16 protein-coding genes and 2 tRNA genes are annotated in these 19,094 nt (G+C 67.8%); 10 read left to right on the top strand and 8 right to left on the bottom strand.

Annotated features, from left to right (window positions below; translation table 11 throughout):
• Positions 1–106 precede the first annotated feature (106 nt).
• Positions 107–1,906, top strand: coding sequence for an aminopeptidase P family protein (locus NNY25_RS02700; protein WP_265569814.1), 1,800 nt, complete (start codon positions 107–109; stop codon positions 1,904–1,906).
• Here the strand turns inward: NNY25_RS02700 and NNY25_RS02705 are convergent.
• Positions 1,903–2,043, bottom strand: coding sequence for a hypothetical protein (locus tag NNY25_RS02705; RefSeq protein WP_265569815.1), 141 nt, complete (start codon positions 2,041–2,043; stop codon positions 1,903–1,905). The two genes, NNY25_RS02700 and NNY25_RS02705, sit on opposite strands and share 4 nt — an antisense overlap.
• A 90-nt stretch (positions 2,044–2,133) precedes the next feature.
• Here NNY25_RS02705 and NNY25_RS02710 point away from each other — a divergent pair.
• Positions 2,134–2,208: transfer RNA gene (locus NNY25_RS02710), tRNA-Thr, on the top strand.
• Between the two features lie 4 nt (positions 2,209–2,212).
• On the opposite strand, the gene NNY25_RS02715 is transcribed toward NNY25_RS02710, so the two are convergent.
• Positions 2,213–2,722: a hypothetical protein gene (locus NNY25_RS02715; RefSeq protein WP_265569816.1), complete on the bottom strand. Its 510-nt coding sequence runs from the start codon at positions 2,720–2,722 to the stop codon at positions 2,213–2,215.
• A 75-nt stretch (positions 2,723–2,797) separates the two neighbouring features.
• On the opposite strand from NNY25_RS02715, the gene NNY25_RS02720 reads away from it, so the two are divergent.
• From NNY25_RS02720 to NNY25_RS02740, 5 genes are all read left to right on the top strand, one after another.
• Entirely contained in the window at positions 2,798–3,187 is a 390-nt protein-coding gene (locus tag NNY25_RS02720) for a YidH family protein (protein ID WP_265569817.1), read from the top strand.
• An 87-nt stretch (positions 3,188–3,274) separates the two neighbouring features.
• Entirely contained in the window at positions 3,275–3,511 is a 237-nt protein-coding gene (locus NNY25_RS02725; RefSeq protein WP_265569818.1) for a hypothetical protein, read from the top strand.
• 82 nt (positions 3,512–3,593) lie between these two features.
• Complete coding sequence (gene fahA, locus NNY25_RS02730; RefSeq protein ID WP_265569819.1) at positions 3,594–4,889, top strand: fumarylacetoacetase; 1,296 nt, start codon at positions 3,594–3,596, stop codon at positions 4,887–4,889.
• 57 nt (positions 4,890–4,946) lie between these two features.
• The gene (locus NNY25_RS02735) at positions 4,947–5,927 is read left to right on the top strand and encodes a hypothetical protein (protein ID WP_265569820.1); all 981 of its coding nucleotides are present in this window, start codon (positions 4,947–4,949) and stop codon (positions 5,925–5,927) included.
• 175 nt (positions 5,928–6,102) lie between these two features.
• On the top strand, positions 6,103–6,480 hold the full coding sequence (locus NNY25_RS02740) for a UrcA family protein (RefSeq protein WP_265569821.1): 378 nt from the start codon (positions 6,103–6,105) through the stop codon (positions 6,478–6,480).
• Positions 6,481–6,595: 115 nt separating this feature from the next.
• Here NNY25_RS02740 and NNY25_RS02745 read toward each other — a convergent pair.
• Positions 6,596–6,671: transfer RNA gene (locus NNY25_RS02745), tRNA-Thr, on the bottom strand.
• Between the two features lie 156 nt (positions 6,672–6,827).
• Between NNY25_RS02745 and NNY25_RS02750 the strand changes: the two genes are divergently transcribed.
• The 3 genes from NNY25_RS02750 (at position 6,828) to NNY25_RS02760 (ending at position 13,769) form a co-directional block, all read left to right on the top strand.
• Positions 6,828–8,177, top strand: a complete 1,350-nt coding sequence (locus NNY25_RS02750) for a PAS domain-containing protein (protein ID WP_265569822.1) — start codon at positions 6,828–6,830, stop codon at positions 8,175–8,177.
• A gap of 97 nt (positions 8,178–8,274) precedes the next feature.
• Positions 8,275–12,906 (top strand): NAD-glutamate dehydrogenase, encoded by a 4,632-nt coding sequence (locus tag NNY25_RS02755; protein WP_265569823.1) that lies wholly within the window; start codon positions 8,275–8,277, stop codon positions 12,904–12,906.
• Positions 12,907–12,917: 11 nt separating this feature from the next.
• Positions 12,918–13,769 carry an ATP-grasp domain-containing protein gene (locus tag NNY25_RS02760; protein WP_265569824.1) on the top strand — a complete coding sequence of 284 codons (852 nt, stop codon included), beginning with the start codon at positions 12,918–12,920 and terminating at the stop codon, positions 13,767–13,769.
• Here NNY25_RS02760 and NNY25_RS02765 read toward each other — a convergent pair.
• The 5 genes from NNY25_RS02765 to NNY25_RS02785 are packed head-to-tail and all read right to left on the bottom strand — an operon-like array spanning position 13,709 to position 19,094.
• Positions 13,709–13,993: a ribbon-helix-helix domain-containing protein gene (locus tag NNY25_RS02765; RefSeq protein WP_265569825.1), complete on the bottom strand. Its 285-nt coding sequence runs from the start codon at positions 13,991–13,993 to the stop codon at positions 13,709–13,711. The two genes, NNY25_RS02760 and NNY25_RS02765, sit on opposite strands and share 61 nt — an antisense overlap.
• Positions 13,994–13,997: 4 nt before the next feature.
• Positions 13,998–14,720, bottom strand: coding sequence for an acetoacetyl-CoA reductase (phbB, locus tag NNY25_RS02770; RefSeq protein WP_265569826.1), 723 nt, complete (start codon positions 14,718–14,720; stop codon positions 13,998–14,000).
• A 29-nt stretch (positions 14,721–14,749) separates the two neighbouring features.
• Positions 14,750–15,751 (bottom strand): ferrochelatase, encoded by a 1,002-nt coding sequence (gene hemH / locus NNY25_RS02775; RefSeq protein WP_265569827.1) that lies wholly within the window; start codon positions 15,749–15,751, stop codon positions 14,750–14,752.
• Between the two features lie 52 nt (positions 15,752–15,803).
• Positions 15,804–16,979, bottom strand: coding sequence for an acetyl-CoA C-acetyltransferase (locus NNY25_RS02780; RefSeq protein WP_265569828.1), 1,176 nt, complete (start codon positions 16,977–16,979; stop codon positions 15,804–15,806).
• A 9-nt stretch (positions 16,980–16,988) separates the two neighbouring features.
• Positions 16,989–19,094 carry a molybdopterin cofactor-binding domain-containing protein gene (locus NNY25_RS02785; protein ID WP_265569829.1) on the bottom strand — a complete coding sequence of 702 codons (2,106 nt, stop codon included), beginning with the start codon at positions 19,092–19,094 and terminating at the stop codon, positions 16,989–16,991.

Here is a 19,094-nt window from a genome sequence, read left to right on the forward strand (position 1 = left end):
TCATCGTGAAGACTCCTTCTGGTGTGGCGAGAGGTGTAACCTCGCAGACGGTCGCGTCCAGCCCCAAGAATCGCTAAAGGGGCCGCGAAAAGGAGTTTTGTCACTCATGTCCACCCATGCCGATCGCCTCGACGCGCTGCGCGCGCAGCTCAGGAACGACCAGCTCGACGGGTTCGTCGTGCCGCTGACCGACGAACACATGTCCGAATATGTCGGAAGCTACGCGCAGCGGCTGGCCTGGCTGACCGGCTTCGACGGATCGGCGGGCGCGGCGGCGGTGCTACCCGAGGAAGCGGCGATCTTCGTCGACGGGCGCTACACGATCCAGGTGCGCGACCAGGTCGACGGCGACCTCTTCTCCTACCAGTCGGTGCCCGAGACCTCGATCGCCAAGTGGCTGCAGGATACCGCGCCCGAGGGCGGGCGGATCGGCTACGATCCGTGGCTGCACACGCGCGCGTGGGTCAAGCAGGCGTCGAAGGCGCTGGCCGGCAAGGCCGAGCTGGTCGCGGTCGAGCGCAACCCGATCGACGCGGTCTGGGCCGGACGGCCCGAGCCGTCCAAGGCGCGGCTCGAACCCTATTCGCAGAACCTCGCCGGGCGCAGCAGCGAGAGCAAGCGCAAGGAAATCGCCGACTGGCTCAAGTCCGAGAAAGCCGACGCGAGCGTGATCGCGGCACTCGATTCGATCGCCTGGACGCTCAACATAAGGGGCAAGGACGTGACCCACACGCCGGTCGCGCTCGCGTTCCTCATCGTCCATGACGATGCTAGCGCCGACCTGTTCGTCGAGAGCGACAAGGTCGATGAAGAACTCAGGAATTTCCTCGGCAGCGCGATCCGGATCCACGAGCGCAGCGATTTCGAGGCGTTCCTGACGCGCGAATTCAAGGGCAAGCTGGTCGCGGTCGATCCCGATCGCTCGGTCGCCGCGATCGAGCAGGCGCTCGAGGCGGGCGGGGCGCGCGTGCTTGCGCGGCGTGACCCGGCGGTGCTGCCCAAGGCGATCAAGAACGAGGCCGAAGTGCAGGGCCACCGCGACGCGCAGGCGCGCGACGGCGCGGTGATCGCCAAGTTCCTCAAATGGCTCGAGGAGGAAGCGCCCAAGGGCGGGCAGGACGAACTGTCGGTCGCGGCCAAGCTCTACGAGCTGCGCGAGGCAACCGGCGAGCTCAAGGACCTCAGCTTCGACACGATCTCGGGCGCGGGCCATAACGGCGCGCTGCCGCACTACCGCGTCAACGAGGACAGCAACCATAAGCTCGAGATGAACTCGATCTATCTCGTGGATTCGGGCGGGCAGTATCTCGATGGCACGACCGACATCACCCGCACCGTGATCGTGGGCGAGCCGAGTGCGGAGATGAAGGACCGCTTCACGCGCGTGCTCAAGGGCCATATCGCGATCGCCACCGCGCGCTTCCCCGAAGGCATCAGCGGCGGGCGTCTCGACAGCTTCGCGCGCCAATATCTGTGGCAGGTCGGGCTCGATTACGGGCACGGCACCGGGCACGGCGTCGGCGCCTTCCTCGCGGTCCACGAAGGCCCGCAGCGCATCTCGCCCCCGGGCGGCGCCTATGCGGGCGCGGACGAGCCCCTCAAGGCTGGCATGATCCTCTCGAACGAACCCGGCTACTACAAGGCGGGCGAATACGGCATCCGCATCGAGAACCTCGTTCTCGTGGTCGAGGTCGAGGGCGCGGCCCCCGAGGCCGACAAGAAACTGCTCGGCTTCGAGACGCTGACCTTCGCGCCGATCGACCGGCGACTGATCGATGTGTCGCTGCTGACCCCGGCCGAAAGGCAGTGGGTCGACGACTATCATGTCGAGGTGGTCGAGAAGATCGCGCCGCAGCTCGAAGGCGAGGAGCGCGACTGGCTCGTCGCCGCCTGCGCGCCGCTCTAAATCTCTTTCGAATCGGGTTTTTTCGGCTCGTCGGCGCCGCCGCGCGCCTGCGCCTTGCGGCGGCGCAGGTTGGCGCGAAGAGCCTCGGCGAGCCGCCTGGCCCTGTCGTCTTTGGGGTCGTCCTTGGGGGCGGTCATGACCTGCCTCTAAATAATTGCTTTTGCACTGCCAAGCCGGGTTGACTTGGACAGGGCGCTATGGTCATAGGCGCGCCGTTCTCCGCGCATGCTGCCGTAGCTCAGGGGTAGAGCACTCCCTTGGTAAGGGAGAGGTCGAGAGTTCAAATCTCTCCGGCAGCACCAGCCTTCATTCGCTATCCTCATCGTCCGACGAGAAGTCGGGCGTGACCTCGTGGATCACCGCGCGGATGGTCGAATAGAGCAGCGCCACCGTCATCGCGAGCAACGCGATCACCAGCACGGTGATGCCGAACAGGATGTTGTAGAGCCAGAAATACCACTGGGCCGGCAACTTCTCGAATTCGCCGATAGGGAAGACCAGCGCAAGCAGAAGGAAGAGGCTCGCCATCAGCGAGGTCGTCGCGACCTGCGCGACGCGCTTGACCGAACACCACACGTCCTCGTCGAAGTCCTGATCGACCCGCCGGATGAAGCCGGTCAGCGTCAGCATCAGCGCAAGGATCGTCGCGGACGCGGTCGCGCTCGCCGAGCCGAGATAGAGGCCCGAGGAGGCCAGCGCATCGACCAGCTGGAGCGCCTCGCCGGCCGAATAGACGCTGCCGATCGCCCATCGAGCCCCAAAGCCCAGTGCGCAGAAGACGACGAAAATCCCGTAGGCGAAAGGATGCGAACGCAACGACTGGCCCTCCTGTTGGTTATGGTCACGTAACGGATCGGCAAGGTCCATGTTTCCATCCAAAGGGGAGTCTTTGTGAGCGCACGCGACGGCACACCGGTCGACAAGCAGGAGCTGGCCGAGGAGCGGACCGATCTTGCCGAGGATCGCACGCTGATGGCGGTCGAGCGGACGATGGCGAGCTGGATGGGCGCGAGCATGGGCGCGATCGGCGTCGGCCTCGGTTTTCGCGCCATCTTCGGCGAAGTCCAGCCGCCCTGGCTGCCGCGGCTCATCGCGACCTTCTTCATGGTGTTGGCCATCGTCGTCGTGATCAGCGCCCAGCGGCGTGCCTGCCACGCGATCAAGCGCCTGTCCTCGAACCATGTCGATCCGCCCAATAGCGGCGGGCTCCGGATCGCCGCCTACGGGATCGCCGCCGGTGCCGCGATCCTGACGGTGGCGATCTGGGTCTTCTTTGAATGAGGGTGGCGGAATTCCGCCGTTTCCGATTAATGTCTGGAACCTGACAAAGCACGAGCCCGTTCGAGATTCAGGCAAGGAAAGAAGGCCATGGTGATCGACGACCCGATCGGACACGATCCGAACGACGTGACCGACGATCCATTCGAGGATTCCGTCGGCGGCGGCGGGATCATCGCCGTCGTCCTCCTGATCGTCGCGATCCTCCTGCTCGTCTTCATGTTCCGCGAGGAACTCGGCATCGGGACTCCGACGATGGAGGTCGACATCCCCGACCGGATCGATGTCGAGGAACCGTCCCCGACACCGCCCGCGATCGACGACTGACGCGTCGCGCCCGCCCGAATTGACAAGCGCGTGGCAAGCCGCCACCTCGCGCCCATCCTTCCAAGAACCGACGGAGCCCGGCATGACCCTCGACGCGACCCACGATCCCGATCTCAAGAGCTGGGTCGAGAGCGCCGACGGCCACCCGGAATGGCCGATCCAGAACCTGCCGCTGGGCGTCTTTTCGACGGCCGGCAAGGGGGCGCGGATCGGGACCGCGATCGGCGAGAAGATCCTCGATTTGAGGGCCATCGCGGAACGCGGGCTGATCGAGGACGAGGATGTCGCCGAAGCGCTGCGCAGCCGCGTGCTCAACGCGCTCTTCGCGCTCGGTGCCGACGCGATGGCGGACCTGCGCGCGCGCCTGTCGGTCCTGCTGTCGGACGAAGCCCACCGCGCCGAAGTCGAACCGCATCTCGTGGCGATGGACGCGACCGAGATGCAACTGCCGACCCATGTCGGCGACTACACCGATTTCTACGTCGGCATCCATCACGCGACCAACGTCGGCAAGGTGTTCCGTCCCGACAATCCGCTGCTGCCCAACTACAAGTACGTGCCGATCGGCTATCACGGCCGTGCCAGCTCGATCCGCGTGTCGGGCCATCCGCTGGTGCGCCCGTCGGGGCAGGTCAAGGCGCCCGACGCCGAGGTGCCGGTGCGCAGGCCCTCGGCGCGGCTCGACTACGAGCTCGAGATGGCGATCTGGATCGGCGAGGGCAACGCGCTCGGCGAACCGATCCCGATCGAGGAAGCGGGACAGCATATCGCGGGCTACGGGCTGCTCAACGACTGGTCCGCGCGCGACCTTCAGGGCTGGGAATACCAGCCCTTGGGGCCGTTCCTCGCCAAGAATTTCCTCTCGACGGTGAGCCCGTGGGTGATCACGCCGCAGGCACTTGCGCCCTTCATGAAGCCGATGAAGCCGCGCCCCGACGGCGATCCCGCCCCGCTGCCCTACCTCACCGGCGGCGAGGAGAAGTGCGCGCTGGGCGTCCGGCTCGAAGTGCTGCTGACGACCGCGAAGATGCGCGAGGCGGGCGAGGCGCCCTATCGCCTCAGCAAGGGCGAGGCCGACGCCGCCATGTACTGGTCTGCGCAGCAGGTGGTGACCCACCACGCCTCAAACGGCTGCAACCTCCAGCCGGGCGATCTCCTGGGCACGGGCACGCTGTCGATGGCGGACGAGGACGGGTTCGGCTCGCTGCTCGAACTCTCGAAGGCGGGCAAGCAGCCGATCGCGTTGCCCAACGGCGAGACGCGCACCTTCCTCGAGGACGGCGACGAGGTGACGCTGGTGGCGCGCTGCGAGGCGGACGGCGCGGTCCCGATCGGGTTCGGCAAATGCGCCGGCCAGGTACTGCCGGCGCGCGGCTAGGGGTTTTCGTTTCGCGAACGTGCCGATAGCGTGCCTCTCCACGAAGGGGAGGGCGCGATGCGTGCAAGCACATGGGCGGCAGTCGCCGCGGCGGCGATCACACTGATGACGACCGGCTGTTCCCCAAAGCGCGCAGGTGCCTCATCGCCATCGGTCGCGGCGCCGGTCGGCACCGCGCGTTACGACGTCCATGTCGACCCCTGGTTCTCCCTGCACAGCTTTGCCTGGAATGCGGCGCGCAACGCGTCGGGGCTCAAGCTGCGAAGCCGCGCGAGGATCGACGACGTCGACCGTGCGCTGCTCGAGCGTCCCGACATCGCGCAGGCCTTCGCGCCACTTGCCGCCGCCTATGCGCCCACTTTCGATATGCATCCCCTATTCTCGAAGGAATTGTACGGGATCGGGCTGGCCGCCTCGCTCGACCGATCGCAACTCGATCCCGCGCTTCGTGAGGCACTCGAGGCGTTCATGCCCGTCTACCGGACGCATTTCTGGCCGCGGCACGAGGCCGAGGCGCTGGCAATGAAGAACGACCTCGAGGGCGCGCTCGATCGCCGCGGCGACCGCATGGCTGCCATCCTCGCCGACAGTCTCGGCAGCGAGTGGGGCGAGCTTCCGATCCGCGTCGACCTCGTGCCCTACGCGACGCGGGCGGGCGCCTATACCTCGCAGCGGCGGATAGTGATCGCCGCGCTCGATCCCGACATGCGCGCCCGCCCGCTTGAGATGGTGTTTCACGAAAGTTCGCACCGCGCGCCGCTGGGCGACCGGTTCGAGGCCGCTGCGGAGGCGGCGCTGGCCCGTCACGGTCTCGCCAACGAGCGTTTCTGGCACCACCTCCTCTTCACCGCCTCGGCGATGGCGGCGCGGGACGTGCCGGGCGACGATTACGTCCCTTATCCGGTCGCGGTAGGGCTGGCAGGGGGCGAGTCTAAACCGTGGTACGACGCGCTCTTCGCAGTGTGGGACCGGCACGAAACGCTCGAGGCGCGTGCCGATGCGGCAGCCGCGATGGTCGCGGCGAACGAGGGTCGCTGAGGCCGCCCTCGCCGTTTCGTCGATGTGCGAACGCGCTTCGTCGTCGCTTTCCCCCGTTCGGCTTTTCGCGCCCCTGAGCGCCGTCGAAGCGGACGTGCTTTCGCGCCCCGTCTCGCTAGGTTGGGATCAGGGTTGGTCGCGGAAAAACGAACCTTTTCGAAGGGAAGGAAGAGCGATGAAAAAGACCCTGACCATGCTGGCCGGTGCCAGCCTCCTGATTTCCGGCAACGCGATGGCCATGCAGGCCGATCCCGTCATCGTCGAGGGCGAGTCCGCCCCGATCGTCGAGGTGAGCTATGCCGATCTCGACCTCACCGAGGCGAGCGACTTCTCCGCGCTCAAGGGCCGGGTTGCCAACGCGATCGAAATCGTCTGCTCGAGCGCCGACCACCAGAGCGTGCGCGAAGGCGGGTTCGACCAGTGCCGCAGCGACGCCACGGCCGATGCCAAGCGGCAGCTGCAATTTGCGCGCATGCAGGACAAGCTGTCCAAGTATGCGGGCCTCGCGATCGGCGGCGGGCAGCTGCGCACTATCACGTTCGTCACCGAGTAGGTCCCTCGTACCCTTCGGACACCGCCATGCCCCCGGCGGTGCCGGACGGGGGACGCAGGAAACGGTCGCCGCATCCCGTCGCGGCGGCCGTTTTCGTCTGACGGGATGGGAAGAATGGTGCCGCTTACAGGACTCGAACCTGTGACCCCCTCATTACGAATGAGGTGCTCTACCAACTGAGCTAAAGCGGCATCCGGATCGGGCGCATCGCCCGACGAAGCGCGGCGCATCTAACAGGCTCTGCCGTCCGGCACAAGCGGCTGCGTGCGGCCCATCATGCTTAACGGTTTCTTTAACGCTTTCGGGCATTTTCCGTTCGATTTGGAGATTTAACGGGCGGGATTCGCATGGACAGCTATTCCGAGAGCCAGGGCTATGACGCGGACGTCGCGGACGAGGTCGCACCGGGCGCCGACGTCGCCGACGCGATCGGCACCGACGAACGCCGCATGCACGTGCGCGCCTACAATTACTGGTGCTCGCTGCTCGAAGGGCGCGACTATCCCTCGATCGAGGACCTCGAGCCGGGCGATATCCGCGATTTCGGCCCGCATAGCGTGCTGCTCGACTTCACCGCCGGCATCGACAATCCGGCGACCCCCTATATCGGCGAGGCGATCCGCGAGGAATGCGGGCTCGAATCTGACATCAAGCGGATCGGTGACGTGCCGCCGCGCTCGCTATTGTCCCGCCTGACCGACCATTACATGCAGATCATCGCCAACCGCGCGCCGGTCGGCTTCGAGGCCGAGTTCGTCAACCAGCGCAACCACGAGATCTGCTACCGCGGCATCATGATGCCGTTCAGCTCCGACGGCGAGACGATCGACTTCATCTATGGCGTAATCAACTGGAAGGATCGCGGCGACGAGGTTGCCGCCGATACCCCGATCAAGGCCGCGTTGCCGCCGCTTGAGGATCCGGTCGAGGCCGTGCCCTCGCCCGGTTTCGTCGCGGCAGGGTCGCACCCGCAATGGGAAGACGGCCCGCTCGCCGAAGCGGCGGCCGAGGCCGATCCGGTGGCGGTCGCGGCGCTGGCCGACGCGATCACCGTGGGCGGGCTCGACATGGACGACGAGGACGCCCTGCTCGAGGCAGAAGGCCCGTCGGAGGACGACGGCCTCGCCGACTGGCTGTGTGCCGCACGCGAAAGCGCCGAGGTCTGCAAGCAGGCCGACGGGCGCAGCCGCGCCGCGCTCTACAAGGCGCTGGCAATGGCCTACGATTTCTCGGTCGCGGCCAAGCGCCGGCCCGAGGACTACGAGGAAATCCTGTCCGATGCCGGCGTGAAGGCGCAGGAACGCGCGCCGATGACCCCGGTGGTCAAGCTCGTCTTCGGCATCGACTACGACAAGACCCGCCTGACCGAATTCGCCGCGGCGCTCAGCTACGCGCATCGCAGCGACGTCGATTTCGGCGGCTTCACGAAGTTCGTCGAGGAAAGCGACGGCGGCCTCAAGGGGCTCGTCGCCGAAGAGCGCAAGGCGCGCCGCGGTGCAGCACCGACGATCGACAAGGCCGCGCTGGCCCGCGAGAAATTGCGCGGCGTCCCGGCGATCGACCTGTCCGAGATCAGTACCAACGACGAGTTCGCCCTGGTCGTCACCCGCCGCACGCCCGACGGGCGCCACGAGGTGATCGCGCGCGTCGTCGACGACAAGCTGCTCGACCGCGCGCTGATCAAGGCCGCCCGCTAGGGTCCACTTTTCCCAAACTCGCGCTTGAGGCCCTGTGACAGCGGGTCTATAGCCCGCGCCCGACCGGTCACGGGACAAAAGGGACAAGCGAGTTCGCATGGCTTCTGCTGCAACGCTCGTCGACGAGGCGCTCGCCGACACTCTCCGCAATGCATTGCGCAAGGGCGCACTACCTGGAGAATTGGAAGGCCTCGACAAGGCCGGCCTCGACGAGGCCGCGCGTTTCGTCACCGACGTCGCTGCCAAGCGCAGGCCCGGCGAACTGGCGCTCGCGCTGGAATCGATGGGCGGCGAGGCGGGTCATCGCCGCATGCGCCTGGCCATCGTCAACGACGACATGCCGTTCCTCGTGGACAGCATCGCCGGCGCGATCGCGGCCAAGGGCCTGTCGGTCTATCGCCTGCTCCACCCGATCCTGCCCGCGACGCGCGACAAGGACGGAAAGCTGCTCGACTATGCGGGCGACCATCCCGAATCGCTGATCTACATCGAGCTAGACCGCGCCGACGCGCGCGGGCGCCACGACCTGTCGGTCGAACTGCGCGACGTTCTTGCTGATGTGCGTGCCGCGGTTTCCGACTGGAAGAAGATGGTCGCCAAGCTCGGGGACGACGCCGACGCCATCGCCAACCGCGCGCCCGAAGCGGCCGCGCTGCTGCGCTGGCTCGGCGACAACAACTTCACGCTGCTCGGTCATGCCGACCTCGATGCCAAGGGCAAGTTTTCGTCCGGTCTGGGCATCCTGCGCGGCGGACTGAAACTGTGGGACGAAACCGTCACGCGGGCCGCGATCGAGGAAGTCGGCAAGGACCGACCCTTCCTCATCATGAAGGCCGACCGCATCTCGCCGGTGCATCGCCGCGTGCCGCTCGACGTGATCCTCGTCGCCAACGACGACGGTAGCGTGTCGATCCATTGCGGCCTGTGGACGTCGGCGGCGCTGCGCGCGCCTGCCGACGAGGTGCCGATCCTGCGCCAGCACCTTTCGGCGCTCGACAAGGAGCTGGGCTTCGCGCCGTCGAGCCATGGCGCCAAGGCGCTGGTCCACGCCATCTCGACCCTGCCGCACGATCTCGTCATCAGCTTCGACCCGCATGAAGTGCGCCAGGCCGCGCTGACCGCCATGTCGCTCGCCGACCGGCCGCGCCCGACGCTGATGATCCTCGAGGGCGCGATCCGGCGGCATCTTTATGCCTTCGTGTGGTTGCCGCGCGACGAGCTGTCGACCTCGCGCCGCAAGGCGATCCAGATGATGCTCGAGGACGAGGTCGGCTCGCCCATCACGAGCTGGGCGGTCGAACTGGGCGACGGCGAACTGGCGCTGCTGCGCTTCATCATGGCGACCGACCCCAATGAGCCGCTGCCCGACGTCGAAGCGCTCGACGCCGCGCTCGTCGAGATGGTGCGCGGCTGGGCGCCAGCGGTCGAGGCGGACCTCATCGAGGCGGTCGGGCCCGGGCGCGCGACGCGGCTCGCGCTGACCTATCTGGCCGCGATGCCCGAGGGCTATCGCACCCGCACCGAGCCGTCCGAAGGGGCGAGCGATATCCTGCGCATTTCCTCGCTGCCTGCCGATTCCGACGCGCGCGATGCGCGGCTCTATCGTTCGGATCTCGATGATTCGCACCAGCTGCACCTCAAGACCTATCGCCGCGGCGGGTTGATCCCGCTGTCCGATGCGGTCCCCGTGCTCGAGGAGTTCGGGTTCCGGGTGCTCGAAGAAATCCCGACCTCGCTGGCCGACGGGGCGCTCGGCTACATCCACAATTTCCACCTCGAACTGCCGGTCGGCACCGACGTCGACGCGATCTTCGCGCGCGCGGCCATGGTCGAAAGCGCCATCGCCGAAGTGATGGGCGGCCAGGAAGAAAGCGACGAGTTCAACAAACTCGTCCTGTTCGCCGGGCTCGAACCGCGCGCGGTCGTGTGGCTGCGCGCCTGGTTCCGCTACCTGCGCCAGACCGGCGTCGCCTTCGGTCTCGCCACCGTGGTCGAGGCGCTCGCGCGCTCGCCCGAGGCGACCCGCGCGCTGATCGACGCCTTCACCGCTGCGCACGATCCGGCGGCGAAGAACGGCCGCGACGCCGCCACGGCGGAGGCCTTCAAGCGGTTCGATGCCGCGCTCGCCAAGGTGCGTGCGATCGACGACGACCGCATCTTCCGCCTGATGCGTAGCGTGGTCGCCTCGACGCTGCGCACCAACGCCTTTTCGCCCGCCGCCGAGGAAGCGCTGGCGTTCAAGATCGACAGCAAGAACATCCCGGGGCTGCCGGCGCCGGTGCCGTGGCGCGAGATCTGGGTCTACAGCCCGCGCATCGAGGGTATCCACCTGCGCGGCGGGCCGATCGCCCGCGGCGGATTGCGCTGGTCGGACCGGCGCGACGATTTCCGCACCGAGATCCTCGGCCTCGTCAAAGCGCAGCTGGTCAAGAATGCGGTGATCGTCCCGACTGGTGCAAAGGGCGGCTTCTACGCCAAGCAATTGCCCAACCCGGCGGTCGACCGCGACGGCTGGCTGGCGGAAGGCACCGAGGCCTACCGCATCTTCATCCGCTCGCTCCTTTCGATCACCGACAACATTCTCGACGACAAGGTCGTCCACCCCGAGAGTGTTGTCGTCCACGACGGCGAGGACCCCTATTTCGTGGTCGCCGCCGACAAGGGCACGGCGAGCTTTTCCGATGTCGCCAACGCGATCGCGCTCGAGCGCAACTTCTGGCTCGGGGACGCCTTCGCCAGCGGCGGGTCGAACGGCTACGACCACAAGGCGATGGGGATCACCGCGCGCGGCGCATGGGTCTCGGTCCAGCGCCACTTCCTCGAAATGGGGATCGACGTGCAGACCGATCCGGTCAGCGTGATCGGCTGCGGCGACATGTCGGGCGACGTGTTCGGCAACGGCATGCTCCTGTCGAAGGCGATCAGGCTGGTCGCGGCGTTCGATCACCGCCACATCTTCATCGATCCCGATCCCGATCCCGCGAAGAGCTGGAAGGAGCGCCAGCGCCTGTTCGACCTGCCCCGTTCGAGCTGGGAGGACTATAACGCCAAGCTCCTCTCCAAGGGCGGAATGATCGTCCCGAGGGACCAGAAGGAAATCAAGCTCTCCCCCGAAGCGCGCGCGGCGCTCGGCATCGAGGAAGAGACGGTCGGGCCGCGCACGCTGATCAGCATGATTCTCAAGGCGCCGGTCGACCTCATCTGGTTCGGCGGCATCGGCACCTACGTGAAGTCGAGCGGGCAGACCCATTCCGATGTCGGCGACCCCGCCAACGACGCGCTACGGGTCGACGCGGTCGAGCTCAACGCGAAAGTGATCGGCGAGGGCGCCAACCTCGGCATCACCCAGGCCGGCCGCATCGAGTTCGCGATGGCCGGCGGTCGCATCAATACGGACTTCATCGACAATAGTGCGGGCGTCGACTGCTCGGACAACGAGGTCAACATCAAGATTCCGCTCAACCGCGAGATGCGCGAGGGCAGGCTCAAGCTGGACGCGCGCAACACGCTGCTGTCCAAGATGACCGACGACGTGGCCGCGATCGTGCTCGAGGACAATCGCCTCCAGGCGCTGGCGCTGTCGATCGCCGAGGCGCGCGGGGCGGCGGGCCTGCCGGGCTTCGTGCGGACGATCGAGATGCTAGAGGCCTCCGGTCGTCTCGACCGCAAGGTCGAAGGGCTGGCCTCGTCCGACGCGCTGCTTCGCCGCGCCCAGGAAAATCGCGGCCTGACGCGGCCCGAACTCGCGGTCGTACTGTCGATGTCGAAGATCGCGCTGCAGGATGCCGCGGAGCATATCGGGCTGGCCGACGATCCGTTGATGGAAGCCGAACTGTTCGCGGCCTTCCCCAAGCCGATGATCGCCAAGCACAAGGACGCAGTGGCGCATCACCGGCTCGAGAACGAGATCATCGCGACCAAGGTCGCCAACCGTCTCGTCAACCGGCTCGGCCCGTCGGTCGCGCTCGACATGACCGAGGAGGAAGGCGCCGCACTGGGCCAGGTCGTCGCGGCCTTCCTCGTCGCGGAGCGTTTGCTCGACCTCAAGACGCTGTGGAAGCGGATCGAGGAAGCGCAGATCGACGAGCAGGCGCGCATCGAACTGTTCGCGACCGCGGCCAAGTCGATCCGCGTCCACCTGTCGGACATCCTTCGCTCGGCGGGCTCGGAAACCAGCATCACCAAGCTGGTCGAGATGCTCGAACCCGGCTTCAAGGCGATCAACAAGGCCGCGTCCAAGGTCATCCGCTCCGAAGTGCGGGCCGAGGCCGAGGCGCGCCGCGTCGCGCTGATCGGGCTGGGCGCCGACGAGGCGCTGGTCGAGCACCTCGTGCGTCTCTACCAGCTCGACGGCATCTTCGGGCTGGCGGCGCTGGCCGCGCGCAAGCATATCGACCCGCTGCCGCTGACCAAGGCCTATACGGCGCTTGGCGAGACGCTCGGTCTCGACTGGGCGCAGCACCAGCTGGTCCGCTACGTGCCGACCGATCACTGGGAGCGCCTGCTCGTCGCGGGTCTCGCGCGTGACTTCGAACAGTTGCGGATCGACTTCCTGTCGCGCCAGCGTGGTGACGAACCCGACGCCAACGTGGCGCGCTGGGTCGACCGCAACGGCGCGCGGATCGAGCAGTTCAGGAAGCTGGTCGACCGGGCACGCAACCATGGCGGTGCGACCTCGGCAATGCTCGCCCAGATCGCCAACCAGGCGCGTATCCTGCTCGGCCGCTGAACGACGTTTCGATGAAGGTCGCGCTCCTCACGCCCGCGTCGTGGGACCCGCAGTTCCACGAGCTCGGCCGGATGGTCGAAATGCTGGGCGAGGGCGGGATCGAGGCCGTGCCGACCGTCTGGTCGCAGTGCGACGACGCGGTGCTGCGAAGCGTCGAGGGCGTGCTGCCGCTGATCGCTTGGGGCTATCACCTCGATCCGGGGCGCTGGTTCGACCTTCTCGACCGGATCGCCTTCCGCAAGGTGCCGGTCGCCAACCCGGTCGAGGTGCTGCGCTGGAACAGCGACAAGGCCTATCTGGGCGAACTAGACGCGAAGGGCGTCGCGACAGTGCCGGGCATCGTCGGCCATGGCGGAGAAGGCGCCGCGCTGCTCGAGCGCGCGCGGAGCGAATATGGCGATATTGAACTCGTGGTGAAGCCGATGGTGTCGGCCTCGGCCGCGGGCACTTACCGGCTCGCGCCCGGCGCGGTGCTTCCCGACGAATTGCGCGAGCGGCGCCTGCTCGTTCAGCCGTTCCTTCCCGCAATCCTCGACAAGGGCGAGACCTCGCTAGTCTATTTCGGCGGGCGCTACAGCCATGCCGCGACCAAGCGAGCCAAGCCCGGGGACTATCGCGTCCAGCCGGAATTCGGCGGCAGCGAAGAGCAGGTCGAACCGTCGGCCTCGATGGTGGCACTCGCCGAGGCCGCGCTCGCGGCCGCGCCTGCCGAAACCGCCTACGCGCGCGTCGACATCGTCGAGGACGGCGAGGTCCCGCGCATCATGGAGCTGGAACTGGTCGAGCCCGACCTGTTCCTGCGCTACGCCCCCAACAAGGGCGCGGCATTCGTCTCGTCGATCAGAGCCATGCTGTCGGCATAGATCCACTGGCGGATTGCCGAGGCGAGGTTGGTGCGCGCGCTCGCCCCGCCGGAAAAGCGCCACAGGTCGATTTCCGCGATCAGCGCGTTCAAGGGCAGGCGGCGTGCCTTTGCAGCCTGCGAGAGCGCTTCCCAGAAGACGGGTTCGAGGCTGATCGAGGTCTCGTGCCCCGCGATCGTCACCGAGCGCTTGAGCGGCGAGGCGGGAAGGGGAACGTCGTCCATCGGATCAGTACATGTGCTGCCCGCCGTTGATCGACAGGGTCGAGCCGGTGATGAAGCCCGCATTCTCGCTGGTCAGGAATTCGACCCCGCGCGCGATCTCGTCGGCCTTGCCGAGGCGTCCGACGGGAATGCGCGCGACGATCTTCTCGAGCACGTTGTCGGGGACCGCGGCGACCATGTCGGTGTCGATATAGCCGGGCGCGATGGCGTTGACCGTGACGCCGCTGCGCGCCCCTTCCTGCGCCAGCGCCTTGGTGAAGCCGTGGATGCCCGACTTGGCGGCAGCATAGTTGACCTGGCCGTACTGGCCGGCCTGCCCGTTGATCGAGCCGATGTTGACGATGCGCCCGTAGCCGCGCTCGGCCATGCCTTCGAACACGCACTTGGCCATGTTGAAACAGCCGCCAAGGTTGGTGTCGATGACTTCCTGCCACTGGTCGTGGCTCTGGCGCTTCATGGTCGCGTCGCGGGTGATGCCGGCATTGTTGACGAGGACGTCGACCGGGCCGAGGTCGTTCTCGATCTGCCTGACGGCTTCCTGGCACGCCTGGAAGTCGGCGACGTCGAACTTGTAGGCGGGAATTCCGGTGCGTTCGGTGAATTCGGCAGCCTTCTGCTCATTGCCGGCATAGGTCGCCGCGACCTTCATCCCCTTGTCCTTGAGGCGCGCCGCGATTGCTTCGCCGATCCCGCGCGTGCCACCCGTCACCACTGCTACCCGTGCCATGTTCGTCATCCCCTGTTGGGGCCGGCGGGTCAGTCGATCCAGCCGGCCAGTTCGCGTCGCGTGAGCGCTTCGAGCATCCTGATACCCGCCGCGCCGTCATTGAGGCAATCGAGCCGGGCGAAATGAGTTCCGCCCGAGGCGAGGAAATCTTCGCGCCCGCGAATGCCCAGCTCCTCGATCGTCTCGAGGCAGTCGGCCGCAAATCCGGGGGCTGCGATCGCCAATTTGGTCGTCCCGCTAGAGGCCAACTGTTTCAGCATCGTGTCGGTGGCAGGCTCGAGCCACTTGGCGCGGCCGAAACGCGACTGAAAGCTCGTCTCGACGCGAATGTCGAGCCGGTTCGACAACAGCCGCGAAGTCTTGCGGCAATGGCAGTGATAGGGATCGCCGAGTTGAAGCGTGCGCTCGGGCATGCCGTGATAGGAGAGCAGCAGCAGCTCGGGCTCGAAATCGAGCGCGGAAAGCTGGCGGGTGAGGTCGTCCGCGAGCGCGTCGATGTAGAGCGGGTCGTCGTGATAGGCGGGCAGGGTGCGGATGGCGGGCTGCCAGCGACGCTTCGCGACCGCCGCGAACAATGCATCGTGGCTGCTCGCGGTCGTGGCGGCGCTGTATTGCGGGTAGAGCGGCATGAAGACGATGCGGCGCGCGCCCTTGTCCCACAGGCGTTCGAGCGCGCTATCGATCGACGGATTGCCGTAGCGCATGCCCCATTCGACCATCGCGGCATCGCCCAGCGCCTGCTGCAGCGCTTCGGCCTGGCGGCGGGTGATCGCGGCAAGCGGGGAGCCGTCCTTCGTCCACACTTCGCGATAGGCCGCCGCGCTCTTCCTCGGGCGTGTGTTGAGGATGATGCCGCGTAGGATCGGTTGCCAGGCGATGGGAGGGATCTCGACCACGCGGCGATCGGACAGGAATTGTTTGAGGTAGCGTTTGACCGCGCCCGGCGTCGGCGCGTCGGGCGTGCCGAGATTGGCGACAAGCACGCCGACCCTCGGCGCGGGAAATTGCGGATGATCGTCTGGGCGCTCCATCCTTGCCGCCATTTCCACGCTTTTCGCCGGCTGGCAAGGACGGGACTTGGTCCTAGAGCGCCTCGACGATGGTGGCGTTGGCAATGCCGCCGCCCTCGCACATCGTCTGCAGCCCGTAGCGCTGCCCGCGCGCCTTCAAGGCATGGACGAGGGTCGCCATCAGCTTGGTACCGCTCGCGCCCAACGGGTGGCCGAGCGCGATCGCGCCGCCATTGACGTTGAGCTTGTCGGGGTCGGCGCCTGTCTCGCGCAGCCAGGCGAGGGGGACCGGGGCGAAGGCCTCGTTGACTTCGTAGAGGCCGATGTCCTCGTGGGTGAGGCCGGCGCGTGTCAGCACGCGCTCGGTCGCCGGGATCGGCTCCCACAGCATCATCACCGGGTCGCCCGCAGTCACCGCAAGGCTGACGATCCGCGCCATCGGGGTCAGGTCGAAGCGCTTGAGTGCCGCTTCGGAGACTACCATCACCCCGCTCGCCCCGTCGCAAACTTGGCTGGCATTGCCCGCGGTGATCTTGCCGCCCGGCGTGACAGCATCGAGCGCGGCGAGCCCTTCCATCGAGGCATCGAAGCGGATGCCCTCGTCCGTGTCATGACGGATCGTCCTGCCCTCACGGTCGAGGCCGTCGAGCGCGAGGATTTCCCGGTCGAACGCACCGGCCTCGGTCGCGGCAGCGGCGCGGCGATGGCTTTCGAGCGCGAAGGCGTCGAGTTCCTCGCGCGAGAACTGGTATTTCTCGGCGATCATGTCGGCGCCGGTGAACTGGCTGAATTGGGTGACGCCGTAGCGTTCGAGGAGGGCCGGGCTCCACGGCCCTGTGCCGACGCCCGCCTGCAGCGCGAGCATGGTCGGGCTGCCCATCGGCACTCGGGTCATGCTCTCGACGCCCGCGGCGATGACGACGTCCTGCGTCCCGCTCATCACGCCCTGCGCGGCGAAATGGAGCGCCTGCTGCGAGCTGCCGCACTGACGGTCGATGCTGACCGCAGGGACGCTGTCGGGAAGCGAGGAGGCGAGCACGCAGCTGCGCCCGATGTGGAAGCTCTGTTCGCCGACCTGGCTGACGCAGCCCATGACCACGTCCTCGATCGCAGCCGGGTCGATGCCCGTGTCGTCGACCAGCGCGTCGAGAATGGCGGCGCCGAGGTCGTTGGGATGCCATTCGCGCAGCGCGCCCTTGCGGCGGGCCCCGGCAGTGCGGCGGGCGGCGACGATATAGGCTTCGGGCATGGGGCGTTCCTAGATGGTGGCAGTGAAGGGCAGGCGGGTGACGGGTTCGCTCCCGCCCGCTGCGAGCGCATTGGCGATCGCGGCCGCGAGCACCGAGGCTCCGAGCTGCGAGACCCCGCCCGGAGGCGCGCTGCTGGCGATACGCTCGACGGTGACGGCCGGGAGCTTCGTCGGGGTGGCGGAGCGACGACCGGGATGCGCCAAGCCGGCGCGCCAGTCTGGCGCAGGGGCGGTGGCATGGTCGAGCGCGGAAAGCAGTCCGCCTTCGACCTGTTGCGCGGCAAGTGCTGTGTGCGCTGCCCGGCCGCAGTCGAACACGGCCGTCAATTTGTGCACTTCGACGCCGCCGTCGGGCGCGCGGGCGGCTTCGGCGACGAGGGCGATCGCGCTGCCGTCGATGCGCGCGGCGGCGATCCCCATGCGGCTGCCGATGCCGCCGCCGTCCCAGCCTGAAAGTTCGCCGACGCGGCGCAGGCTGGCGACAAGCGCGGGGTCGTGGCCGAGCATGCCGATGCGGAAGCCGAGCGGTTCGGCGCCGATCGCGCGCGCGACCACATCGACCATGACCTCGCCGGCAAAGCGGGTGAGCGCACCGGTGCCGCCGCGCAGGTAGCCGGTGCGGATGGGCAGGTCGACCTCGTGCGCTTCGACTGCGATATCGGCGATGCCGTAGGGCGGGACCGCGCCGTCCGTGTCGAGGCCGCCGCCCGATTTTCCCGCGACGCGACGCAGCGCGGCGGTCGTACCCAGCGCGCTCGCATAGCGCGCGTGCCAGGCGGCAATGCGGCCCTCGCCGGGCACGGCGGCGATACGCATCGCGAGCGGCGGGCGGAGCGGATCGAACAAGGCGGCATGGTCGTGGGGAAGGGTCAGCTGGACCGGGCGCCCCAGCTGGATGGCGAGGATTGCGGCGATGGGGGCGGCATCGGCCTCGAGCGCGCGTCCGTCGTCGGCGCCGACGGGCATCGGGAAGACGGCGACCTTCTCGCCGGGCAGGCCGGTGACGCGCCGCACCGCGTCGCGAACCGCTTCGGGGGCCTGGCTGGGGGCCCACACTTCGATCCCGCCCTCGCTGGTCGGGCGCGCGGTGGCGGTGAGCGGTTCGAGCCCATGATGCGGGGTCGCGGCGAAGAGGAAGTCGTGGCGCAGTACGCGGTCTGCATCGGCGAGGACGCCCGCTGCATCGCCTTCTTCGACCAGCGTGTCGCCGCTGGTGCCGAGCCGGTCCGTAAGCGAGAGTTCGATGGACGCGCCGTCGGGCCCCGCCGCGCGATAGCGGATGTCGGCGGCCTGCATCGCCTGGTCCGCCGCCCACCATGTGTCGGCGACCGCCGCGATCCAGTCCTCGCGCTCGACCAGTTCGATGAGGCCGGGACGCGCGCGCGCAGCGGCGCGGTCGAGACCGAGGATGGAGCCTCCGCGAGGCGCGAGGCGCGCCGAGGCATAGAGCAGCCCGGGCAAGCGCACGTCGCCTGCCAGCCGCCAGCTTCCGCGCACCTTGGCCGGGCCGTCGAGGCGCGCGAGCGGCAAGGCGGGGGCGTCGACGAGCTCGACGTTCGGGACAGAGCGGTCGGCGGCGGCAGCGGCGAGATCGCCGATCGAGACGCGTTTGGGGCCCGCCGACACCCAACCCTTGTCGAGACTGCATTCTTCGGGTTCGACGCCCATCCGGTCGGCGGCCTCGGCGAGAAGCATCGCGCGTGCGGTCGCGCCCGACAGGCGCATTGCTTCCTCGAAAGCGCGCACCGAGGTGGCCGCAGCGGTGGCGCGGAACTCGTCGACGCCTGCGACATCGGCGAGGAGCGGATTGGACGCTCCGCCCGCGCCGACGGGAAGCGGCTCCACCCCGACCAACGCCGGATCAGCGCCGAGCGCGCCTGCGACCAGCGCGGCGAGCGCGGTCCAGATACCCTGGCCGGTCTCGACCTGCGGGACGGCGATCGTGACCTGCCCGTCCTCGGCGATGCGCAGGTAATGACCGTAGCTCGCACCGCCGCCGGACAGACTGCCGAAGCGGGGCGGCGGGGCGCCGCGCGGCCATAGCGCGTAGGCGACGACCAGCCCGACGCCGGCGCCGCCTCCGACGAGCAGGTCGCGGCGGGTCAGCCGCGCCAT

This window comes from Sphingomicrobium nitratireducens (assembly GCF_026157035.1).
Lineage (GTDB): Bacteria > Pseudomonadota > Alphaproteobacteria > Sphingomonadales > Sphingomonadaceae > Sphingomicrobium > Sphingomicrobium nitratireducens.

Bases quoted from the DNA above. Each gene is read 5' to 3' on its own strand.
- NNY25_RS02700 (WP_265569814.1), top strand. From the start codon at position 107: ATGTCCACCCATGCCGATCGCCTCGACGCGCTGCGCGCGCAGCTCAGG.
- NNY25_RS02705 (WP_265569815.1), bottom strand. From the start codon at position 2,043: ATGACCGCCCCCAAGGACGACCCCAAAGACGACAGGGCCAGGCGGCTC.
- NNY25_RS02725 (WP_265569818.1), top strand. From the start codon at position 3,275: ATGGTGATCGACGACCCGATCGGACACGATCCGAACGACGTGACCGAC.
- fahA (WP_265569819.1), top strand. From the start codon at position 3,594: ATGACCCTCGACGCGACCCACGATCCCGATCTCAAGAGCTGGGTCGAG.
- NNY25_RS02735 (WP_265569820.1), top strand. From the start codon at position 4,947: ATGCGTGCAAGCACATGGGCGGCAGTCGCCGCGGCGGCGATCACACTG.
- NNY25_RS02740 (WP_265569821.1), top strand. From the start codon at position 6,103: ATGAAAAAGACCCTGACCATGCTGGCCGGTGCCAGCCTCCTGATTTCC.
- NNY25_RS02750 (WP_265569822.1), top strand. From the start codon at position 6,828: ATGGACAGCTATTCCGAGAGCCAGGGCTATGACGCGGACGTCGCGGAC.
- NNY25_RS02755 (WP_265569823.1), top strand. From the start codon at position 8,275: ATGGCTTCTGCTGCAACGCTCGTCGACGAGGCGCTCGCCGACACTCTC.
- NNY25_RS02760 (WP_265569824.1), top strand. From the start codon at position 12,918: ATGAAGGTCGCGCTCCTCACGCCCGCGTCGTGGGACCCGCAGTTCCAC.
- NNY25_RS02765 (WP_265569825.1), bottom strand. From the start codon at position 13,993: ATGGACGACGTTCCCCTTCCCGCCTCGCCGCTCAAGCGCTCGGTGACG.
- phbB (WP_265569826.1), bottom strand. From the start codon at position 14,720: ATGGCACGGGTAGCAGTGGTGACGGGTGGCACGCGCGGGATCGGCGAA.
- hemH (WP_265569827.1), bottom strand. From the start codon at position 15,751: ATGGAGCGCCCAGACGATCATCCGCAATTTCCCGCGCCGAGGGTCGGC.
- NNY25_RS02780 (WP_265569828.1), bottom strand. From the start codon at position 16,979: ATGCCCGAAGCCTATATCGTCGCCGCCCGCCGCACTGCCGGGGCCCGC.
- NNY25_RS02785 (WP_265569829.1), bottom strand. From the start codon at position 19,094: ATGGCGCGGCTGACCCGCCGCGACCTGCTCGTCGGAGGCGGCGCCGGC.